Source organism: Bacillus pfraonensis, assembly GCF_050768835.1.
Lineage (GTDB): Bacteria > Bacillota > Bacilli > Bacillales > Bacillaceae_G > Bacillus_A > Bacillus_A pfraonensis.
On sequence record NZ_JAHCDO010000072.1, the window covers coordinates 1 to 7,576 of the forward strand.

General features: G+C 40.3%; 5 protein-coding genes, 22 tRNA genes and 2 rRNA genes. 1 reads left to right on the forward strand and 28 read right to left on the reverse strand.

Features of this window, described 5'->3' with window-relative positions:
* From glgB to KFD70_RS28525, 4 genes are all read right to left on the reverse strand, one after another.
* Positions 1–1,503 (reverse strand): 1,4-alpha-glucan branching protein GlgB (glgB, locus tag KFD70_RS28510; protein WP_431613542.1); only part of this gene is annotated, 1,503 nt, incomplete at its 3' end.
* A gap of 385 nt (positions 1,504–1,888) precedes the next feature.
* Complete coding sequence (locus KFD70_RS28515; protein ID WP_336450612.1) at positions 1,889–2,833, reverse strand: L-lactate dehydrogenase; 945 nt, start codon at positions 2,831–2,833, stop codon at positions 1,889–1,891.
* 328 nt (positions 2,834–3,161) lie between these two features.
* Positions 3,162–3,599 carry a carboxymuconolactone decarboxylase family protein gene (locus tag KFD70_RS28520; protein ID WP_336450613.1) on the reverse strand — a complete coding sequence of 146 codons (438 nt, stop codon included), beginning with the start codon at positions 3,597–3,599 and terminating at the stop codon, positions 3,162–3,164.
* 240 nt (positions 3,600–3,839) lie between these two features.
* A complete protein-coding gene (locus KFD70_RS28525) occupies positions 3,840–4,712 on the reverse strand; it encodes an RNA polymerase sigma-70 factor (protein ID WP_336450614.1) in 873 nt (290 codons plus the stop codon).
* A 121-nt stretch (positions 4,713–4,833) separates the two neighbouring features.
* Here KFD70_RS28525 and KFD70_RS28530 point away from each other — a divergent pair, with 121 nt between their 5' ends.
* Positions 4,834–5,007: a hypothetical protein gene (locus KFD70_RS28530; protein WP_336450615.1), complete on the forward strand. Its 174-nt coding sequence runs from the start codon at positions 4,834–4,836 to the stop codon at positions 5,005–5,007.
* 244 nt (positions 5,008–5,251) lie between these two features.
* Here the strand turns inward: KFD70_RS28530 and KFD70_RS28535 are convergent.
* The 24 genes from KFD70_RS28535 to KFD70_RS28650 form a co-directional block, all read right to left on the reverse strand.
* Positions 5,252–5,323: transfer RNA gene (locus KFD70_RS28535), tRNA-Glu, on the reverse strand.
* A 6-nt stretch (positions 5,324–5,329) separates the two neighbouring features.
* Positions 5,330–5,420: transfer RNA gene (locus KFD70_RS28540), tRNA-Ser, on the reverse strand.
* 8 nt (positions 5,421–5,428) lie between these two features.
* Positions 5,429–5,503 (reverse strand) — tRNA-Asn (locus tag KFD70_RS28545).
* Between the two features lie 4 nt (positions 5,504–5,507).
* A tRNA-Ile gene (locus tag KFD70_RS28550) sits at positions 5,508–5,584 on the reverse strand.
* Between the two features lie 10 nt (positions 5,585–5,594).
* Positions 5,595–5,665: transfer RNA gene (locus KFD70_RS28555), tRNA-Gly, on the reverse strand.
* Between the two features lie 18 nt (positions 5,666–5,683).
* Positions 5,684–5,759: transfer RNA gene (locus KFD70_RS28560), tRNA-Lys, on the reverse strand.
* A 10-nt stretch (positions 5,760–5,769) separates the two neighbouring features.
* A tRNA-Thr gene (locus tag KFD70_RS28565) sits at positions 5,770–5,845 on the reverse strand.
* 14 nt (positions 5,846–5,859) lie between these two features.
* A tRNA-Phe gene (locus tag KFD70_RS28570) sits at positions 5,860–5,935 on the reverse strand.
* Positions 5,936–5,944: 9 nt separating this feature from the next.
* Positions 5,945–6,020 (reverse strand) — tRNA-Asp (locus KFD70_RS28575).
* 3 nt (positions 6,021–6,023) lie between these two features.
* Positions 6,024–6,100: transfer RNA gene (locus KFD70_RS28580), tRNA-Met, on the reverse strand.
* Between the two features lie 25 nt (positions 6,101–6,125).
* Positions 6,126–6,218 (reverse strand) — tRNA-Ser (locus tag KFD70_RS28585).
* A 16-nt stretch (positions 6,219–6,234) separates the two neighbouring features.
* A tRNA-Ile gene (locus KFD70_RS28590) sits at positions 6,235–6,311 on the reverse strand.
* 4 nt (positions 6,312–6,315) lie between these two features.
* Positions 6,316–6,392: transfer RNA gene (locus tag KFD70_RS28595), tRNA-Met, on the reverse strand.
* A gap of 16 nt (positions 6,393–6,408) precedes the next feature.
* Positions 6,409–6,481 (reverse strand) — tRNA-Ala (locus KFD70_RS28600).
* Between the two features lie 16 nt (positions 6,482–6,497).
* Positions 6,498–6,571, reverse strand: a tRNA-Pro gene (locus KFD70_RS28605).
* Positions 6,572–6,581: 10 nt separating this feature from the next.
* Positions 6,582–6,655 (reverse strand) — tRNA-Arg (locus tag KFD70_RS28610).
* Positions 6,656–6,658: 3 nt separating this feature from the next.
* Positions 6,659–6,747, reverse strand: a tRNA-Leu gene (locus tag KFD70_RS28615).
* A 16-nt stretch (positions 6,748–6,763) separates the two neighbouring features.
* Positions 6,764–6,838, reverse strand: a tRNA-Gly gene (locus KFD70_RS28620).
* Between the two features lie 30 nt (positions 6,839–6,868).
* Positions 6,869–6,949: transfer RNA gene (locus KFD70_RS28625), tRNA-Leu, on the reverse strand.
* 24 nt (positions 6,950–6,973) lie between these two features.
* Positions 6,974–7,049: transfer RNA gene (locus KFD70_RS28630), tRNA-His, on the reverse strand.
* A gap of 9 nt (positions 7,050–7,058) precedes the next feature.
* Positions 7,059–7,134: transfer RNA gene (locus KFD70_RS28635), tRNA-Thr, on the reverse strand.
* A gap of 5 nt (positions 7,135–7,139) precedes the next feature.
* Positions 7,140–7,215: transfer RNA gene (locus KFD70_RS28640), tRNA-Val, on the reverse strand.
* A 4-nt stretch (positions 7,216–7,219) separates the two neighbouring features.
* Positions 7,220–7,335, reverse strand: a 5S ribosomal RNA gene (rrf, locus tag KFD70_RS28645).
* 102 nt (positions 7,336–7,437) lie between these two features.
* A 23S ribosomal RNA gene (locus KFD70_RS28650) occupies positions 7,438–7,576 on the reverse strand; the annotation flags it as partial.

Here is a 7,576-nt window from a genome sequence, read left to right on the forward strand (position 1 = left end):
CAATGCTATGAGCACTTTAAAGTAATCATGCATAGAACGATGCATTTCAAAATCATGCAAATTCCAATCTAAATCCTCAAGATCTTTCCACTCATCAAATTGACCGAATTCCCCACCCATAAAGAGCAATTTCTTACCCGGGTGCGTAAAGAAATACCCGTATAATAAACGAAGCTGTGCAAACTTTTCCCAGTAGTCTCCTGGCATTTTATTTAACAATGATTTTTTCCCGTGAACGACTTCATCGTGAGAGAGCGGCAATATAAAGTTTTCAGAGTAAGCATATAGCAAAGAAAACGTCATTTTCTCATGAATATATTTCCGGTACTCTGGCGCACACTCCATATATTTCAACACATCATTCATCCAGCCCATATTCCACTTATAATTAAAGCCAAGCCCGCCTTCATACGTTGGGGCAGTCACAAGCGGCCAAGCTGTCGAATCTTCTGCCGTCATCAAAAATTCTTCGTTCTCTGCAAATACGGCCTCATTTAACTCACGTAAAAAGGAAACCGCATATTCATTACTTTGCTGCTGCCCTTCTTTTTCCCAGTACAGCATATTCGCAACCGCATCAACGCGAAAGCCGTCGATATGGTAATATTTCATCCAAAACAATGCATTTGAAATTAAAAAATTTCGCACTTCCTGTTTCCCTAAATCAAAATTTACTGTTCCCCAAACACGATTCTCCTGCACATCCAAATCTTTATATTCATAGGTTGGTGCCCCATCAAACAAATACAAACCATGAGCATCCTTACAAAAATGACCTGGTACCCAATCTAAAATGACACCGATTCCATATTTATGACATTCATCGACAAAATACATGAAATCATGCGGTGTACCAAATCGACTTGTTACCGCATAATATCCAGTTCCCTGATATCCCCAAGATCGATCATATGGATGTTCAACGAGCGGCATAATTTCAATATGAGTAAACTGATGCTCTACTACATAAGGAATGAGCTCCTCTGCCATTTCTCGATACGAGTACAAAGAGCCATCTTCTTTCTTTTTCCATGATCCAAAATGCAATTCATAAACTGCCATTGCTTCCTTATAAATTGATTTTCGTTTTTTCTTGCGGAACCAATTTTTATCGTTCCATTCGTATCCCCTTATATCAAAAATAACAGATGCCGTATTTGGTCTTACTTCTGCATAATTTGCATAGGGATCTGCTTTTAAAATTGTTTCTCCACCTTTGGTCTCAATCGCATACTTATATATTTCGTTTTCCCCCAAATGTGGTATAAACAGTGACCAAATACCCTTTTCTGTCATTTGTATCATTCGATGCCCTTCAACATCCCAATCATTAAAATCTCCAACTACACTCAAAGCTTTTGCATGAGGAGCCCATACTGTAAATCGTACGCCTTGTATTTCATCCTCTACTGCAAAATGCGCGCCAAATATGTTATAGCTCTCATAACACTTTTTTGTATGAAATTCATACAAACTCTCTTCTATACAATTTGTTACACTCAATATGTTCACCTCACTAAGATGACAGAATTTTTGTTACTTTGTAAACATTCGCTGAAAAACTGAAATATCCTTGTGTATTTTTAAATAAATATACGTTTTTTCGTGGTAATTAAAGGTAATATTTTAATTTTTGATAAAATATATCGAATTTTGACGAATATTCATTGAAAGCGTTTTATTTCAGATGATTATTTCACTTGTAATAATATAATAAAAAAGCACTCTATTTTCATATAGAGTGCTTTTTCTATAAACGACCCTTTTCCAACAAAAGGGGTATATTTTGGGGATATACAAGGGAACTGGAAAAGGAATTTATATTATTTTATATAAAAATTCAGAAGCCGGAAGCAGTTTCCCGCCTCTGAATCATTTATCAATTATATTAAAGTACTGGTGCCATTGTTTCTTTTAATACTTTTACAGAGTGAGCGAATTTCGCTTTTTCTTCTTCATTTAGCTCAAGCTCAACGATTTCACGTACACCTTCGCGGTTAATAACAGCCGGAACACCTACATAAGCGTCTTTTTCACCGTATTGACCTTCTAGGTATGCAGATACAGTTAGCACACTATTTTCGTTGTTTAAGATTGCTTTCGTTACACGAAGTAGTGACATACCGATTCCGTAGTAAGTTGCACCTTTACGCTCAATAATGTGGTAAGCTGCATCGCGTACATTTACAAAGATTTTATCTAAATCATCTTGGTTGTATTGTTCGTTGTTCGCTAAAATTGTTTCTAGTTTTTGTACACCTACAGTAGTGTGGCTCCATACTGGAAGTTCAGTATCACCATGTTCACCAATAATGTACGCGTGAACGTTACGTGGATCTACATTTAAGTAGTCACCTAGCATATAGCGGAAACGAGCAGAGTCTAAAGTTGTACCAGAACCAATTACACGTTCTTTTGGTAATCCAGATTCTTTCCAAGTTACGTAAGTTAAGATGTCAACTGGGTTAGTTGCGATTAAGAAAATACCATCAAATCCGCTATCCATAATACCGCGAACGATTTGCTTGAAGATTTTTGTATTTTTCTCAACTAAGTCTAAACGAGTTTCACCTGGTTTTTGTGGTAATCCAGCAGTGATAACAACTAAATCTGCATCTTTACAATCTGCATAACTACCGCTCCACACTTTTGTTGGTGATGGAGAGAATGGTACCGCATGGCTTAAGTCCATTGCTTCTCCTTCTGCTTTTGCTTCATTTACATCAACAAGTACGAATTCCTCAGCTACACCTTGGTTGATCATTGAGTAAGCATAACTACAACCTACAGCTCCTGTTCCTACTAATACTACGCGATTGATACCTTTTTTCATGGTAATTTCCCCTCTCTATTGTTCACATTTATTATGATTGTTTAAGTAATTAATTAAAGTACTAATTTAATGTTGTTTAACTTCCTTACACTCATATTGTAGCATGAATCATTGTGAATTAATTCACAAATTATGACCTATTTGTGAACTTTTTCACAGATAGGAGAAAGTTATCTTATTGAGTATGGAATCAATCTCAATGTAAGCTTTTTCTTTAGATTGTGAAAACTTTGTTTTATTAGAGATTATGTGTAGTAATACATAAAAAGCTATCCTTTCCAGAGCCTTTCTGGAAAGAATAGCTTTCTATTGTTTCAAGACTTTATCTTTATTCTGGCATTAAACGAGTAGAAACTCCAATTCGATTCCATGCATTAATAGCAACAATCTGCATAATAATTTCAGCAACTTGCTTTTCTTCAAAGTATTTTCTTACTTCTTCATATACCTCATCTGGAACATGAGTTTCCGCTACTAGTGTAATTGCTTCTGTCAAAGCAAGCACAGCACGCTCCTTCTCTGTGAAAAATGGTGTCTCATGCCAAGCATTAAGAGCATAAATACGCTGCTCTGTTTCTCCTAATTTTCTCGCATCTTTCGTATGGAGATCAATGCAATACGCACATCCGTTGATTTGAGAGGCCCGAATTTTAATTAGCTCTTTCAATGTCTCATCAATACTTGTAGTCATCAAATATTTTTCTAATCCTGCCATTGCCTTATAACCTTCTGGATTTACCTTTCCCATTAAAAACCTTGTTTCCATCGTATATTCCCTCCATAAAATAAAATGAGTTTGTACTTTTATACCAGGATATTTAACAAGGTCTTTTATGAATGATTTACAATCACTATCTGCCGTAACATACCTTAATTCATGACAGAAGCTCTAATAAAAAACATACATAGCATCCCTTTTATATCCCGTCACTTATAAGACAAATTAGCTTTTTGTTTTGTGACAAAATAAAAAAGAGATTTTAAAAAAATCTCTTTTTTATAAATGCTATAGAACTGGAATATACTTCAACTTATCAGGATTGACTACAATGAAGATTCTTCTAATGGATTCTCCGCTTTCATTCCATTCAAAACATATGGCTTTCTCTGCACGGCCTTTATTCCTTGCTAAAATACCAAATTGACCATTTATTATAGTTGGAAGAAGATCCAATTGGAAAAATCCTCGTGAAACAATAGCCTCCAAAAACGTCTGGATACGCTGTTTACCCAGAATCGGAAATATAGCTGCACGCACTTTACCGCCTCCATCAGTGACAAGGGTTGCATCTGTTGTCAGCAAATTAATAAATTCCTCAAAATTCCCTGTTTCTGCGCCTCTGATAAAGGTATGTATCATTTTTTCTGTATGATCCGATTGTTGTGGATGTACTGGTATTTCGTGTCGTATCTTCTCTTTGCAACGGCTGTAAATCTTTCGGCAATTTGCCTCTGATTTGTTTAAAATCTCCGCTACTTCTCGATAATCGTACCTGAGGGCTTCCCTTAAGACAAATACAGCTCTTTCAATAGGCGTTAAATTCTCTAACAGTACAAGAAATGCATAGGATACTCTTTCGTTTTGAATTATAGTGTCCATAGGATTTAGTTTCATCGTATCTATTTCCGGCTCAGGAAGCCATTCTCCTGTATATACTTCTCTCTTTTTCTGAGCCGATTGCAGTATATTTAAACAATGATTTGTCGTCATCTTAATGAAATAAGCTTTTATATTTCTAATTGATTCCTGGTTCACATGTTGACTTTTAATAAGTATATCCTGCGCAACATCTTCCGCATCACTAACAGAGCCAAGCAAGCGATATGCTACAGAGTAAACTAAAGGCCGATAGGTTCGATACAAGGTTTCAAAATCCATACCATCACTCCATTCTATAGCGTGTTTCAATATCAAAAATATATGATTTGTTATAACTAAAAGATTATCTTTCTGTTACGAAAGGCTTGTATAATTTAAGAAAGTGGAAAGAGGTGATACTATGGAGAATAACATGCGGGAAAGCAAAACAATAGCTAAACCCATTCTTTGGACTATTTCTTTACTTATCGCTACACTATTTGTTTTTGTAACCTCAAGATTATATCCAAATACTGATTTGCGAATTAGCATTGTTTTATTAACTATCATAGATATTGGATTTATAGTCGCTTAATTTTTGGAGTTAAGACAAAAAATGTTAGTATAATGCTATTCAGTGTTATATCTAATGGCATATTTTTTATCCTGTTATCCATTTTTATTTTTTTACTATTAGTTGCCAATGGTATTTCAGAAACGTGAACGTCCCATCCTTACCACCTTGACTCTTTTCTGCACGTACTTGAGGAAGGAGATTTCTATCTGATTACTGTTAAAAATGAAAAAAGAGATAGCAGATTATGCTATCTCTTTAAGTATGACCCGTACGGGATTCGAACCCGTGTTACCGCCGTGAAAGGGCGGTGTCTTAACCACTTGACCAACGGGCCAATTTCTGGCAGAGAAGAAGGGATTCGAACCCTCGCACCGCGTTAGCGATCTACTCCCTTAGCAGGGGAGCCCCTTGAGCCACTTGGGTACTTCTCTATATAATATGGCTCCGCAGGTAGGACTCGAACCTACGACCGATCGGTTAACAGCCGATAGCTCTACCACTGAGCTACTGCGGAATAATGGTGGGCCTAAATGGACTCGAACCATCGACCTCACGCTTATCAGGCGTGCGCTCTAACCAGCTGAGCTATAGGCCCCCAATGGAAAAGCGGGTGAAGAGAATCGAACTCTCGACCAGAGCTTGGAAGGCTCTTGTTTTACCACTAAACTACACCCGCATGAAATTATAAAATAAATGGTGAGCCATGAAGGACTCGAACCTTCGACCCTCTGATTAAAAGTCAGATGCTCTACCAACTGAGCTAATGGCTCATTTTGAAAGTGGTGCCGGCTAGAGGACTTGAACCCCCAACCTACTGATTACAAGTCAGTTGCTCTACCAATTGAGCTAAGCCGGCTTGCTATTTCAAAATGGTGGCTCGGGACGGAATCGAACCGCCGACACGAGGATTTTCAGTCCTCTGCTCTACCGACTGAGCTACCGAGCCTTTATGTAATGGCGGTCCCGACCGGGGTCGAACCGGCGATCTCCTGCGTGACAGGCAGGCATGTTAACCACTACACCACGGGACCATTTGGTTGCGGGGACAGGATTTGAACCTGCGACCTTCGGGTTATGAGCCCGACGAGCTACCAGACTGCTCCACCCCGCGACGATATAATATTCTTTTTAAAAAATGGAGGAGGTAGAGGGATTCGAACCCCCGCGCGACTCTCGCCGCCTGTCGGTTTTCAAGACCGATCCCTTCAGCCAGACTTGGGTATACCTCCAGGTATTTACTTTAAATGGTGGACCTTGTAGGACTCGAACCTACGACCGGACGGTTATGAGCCGTCTGCTCTAACCAGCTGAGCTAAAGGTCCTTTATGGTAGCGGCGGAGGGGATCGAACCCCCGACCTCACGGGTATGAACCGTACGCTCTAGCCAGCTGAGCTACACCGCCATAATAAAGTTATAAGTGGAGCCTAGCGGGATCGAACCGCTGACCTCCTGCGTGCAAGGCAGGCGCTCTCCCAGCTGAGCTAAGGCCCCATAATGTTTAAAACTATCGGGAAGACAGGATTTGAACCTGCGACCCCCTGGTCCCAAACCAGGTGCTCTACCAAGCTGAGCCACTTCCCGTTAATAAAAGCGCGCCCGAGAGGACTCGAACCCCTAACCTTTTGATCCGTAGTCAAACGCTCTATCCAATTGAGCTACGGGCGCATATGGTGCCGAGGGCGGGGGTCGAACCCGCACGGTGGTCACCCACCGCAGGATTTTAAGTCCTGTGCGTCTGCCTGTTCCGCCACCCCGGCATGTCATATTGAAAATTGGAGCGGAAGACGGGATTCGAACCCGCGACCCCAACCTTGGCAAGGTTGTATTCTACCACTGAACTACTTCCGCAAGACATGTTATGAGATATTTTATTAAAAGTGCGGGTGAAGGGAGTCGAACCCCCACGCCAAAGGCGCCAGATCCTAAGTCTGGTGCGTCTGCCAATTCCGCCACACCCGCATGTTATATTTGTTTTAAAAGAAATGGGGCGACTGATGGGAATCGAACCCACGAATGCCGGAGCCACAATCCGGTGCGTTAACCACTTCGCCACAACCGCCATAGTTACTGGTGCCGGCTAGAGGACTTGAACCCCCAACCTACTGATTACAAGTCAGTTGCTCTACCAATTGAGCTAAGCCGGCATAAATGGTGGAGGATGACGGGATCGAACCGCCGACCCCCTGCTTGTAAGGCAGGTGCTCTCCCAGCTGAGCTAATCCTCCATTTGCCTGGCAACGTCCTACTCTCACAGGGGCAAGGCCCCAACTACCATCGGCGCTAGAGAGCTTAACTTCCGTGTTCGGTATGGGAACGGGTGTGACCTCTCTGCCATCATTACCAGACTTTATTCATTTGAGACAATCATTATTATACTTGATTCATTTTAAATGTCAACAAGTTTTTTATGTTCTCTCAAAACTAGATAACATCTGTATTCATATTATATGGTTAAGTCCTCGATCTATTAGTATTCGTCAGCTCCACATGTCACCATGCTTCCACCTCGAACCTATCAACCTGATCATCTTTCAGGGATCTTACTAGCTTACGCTATGGGAAATCTCATCTTGAGGGGGGCTTCAT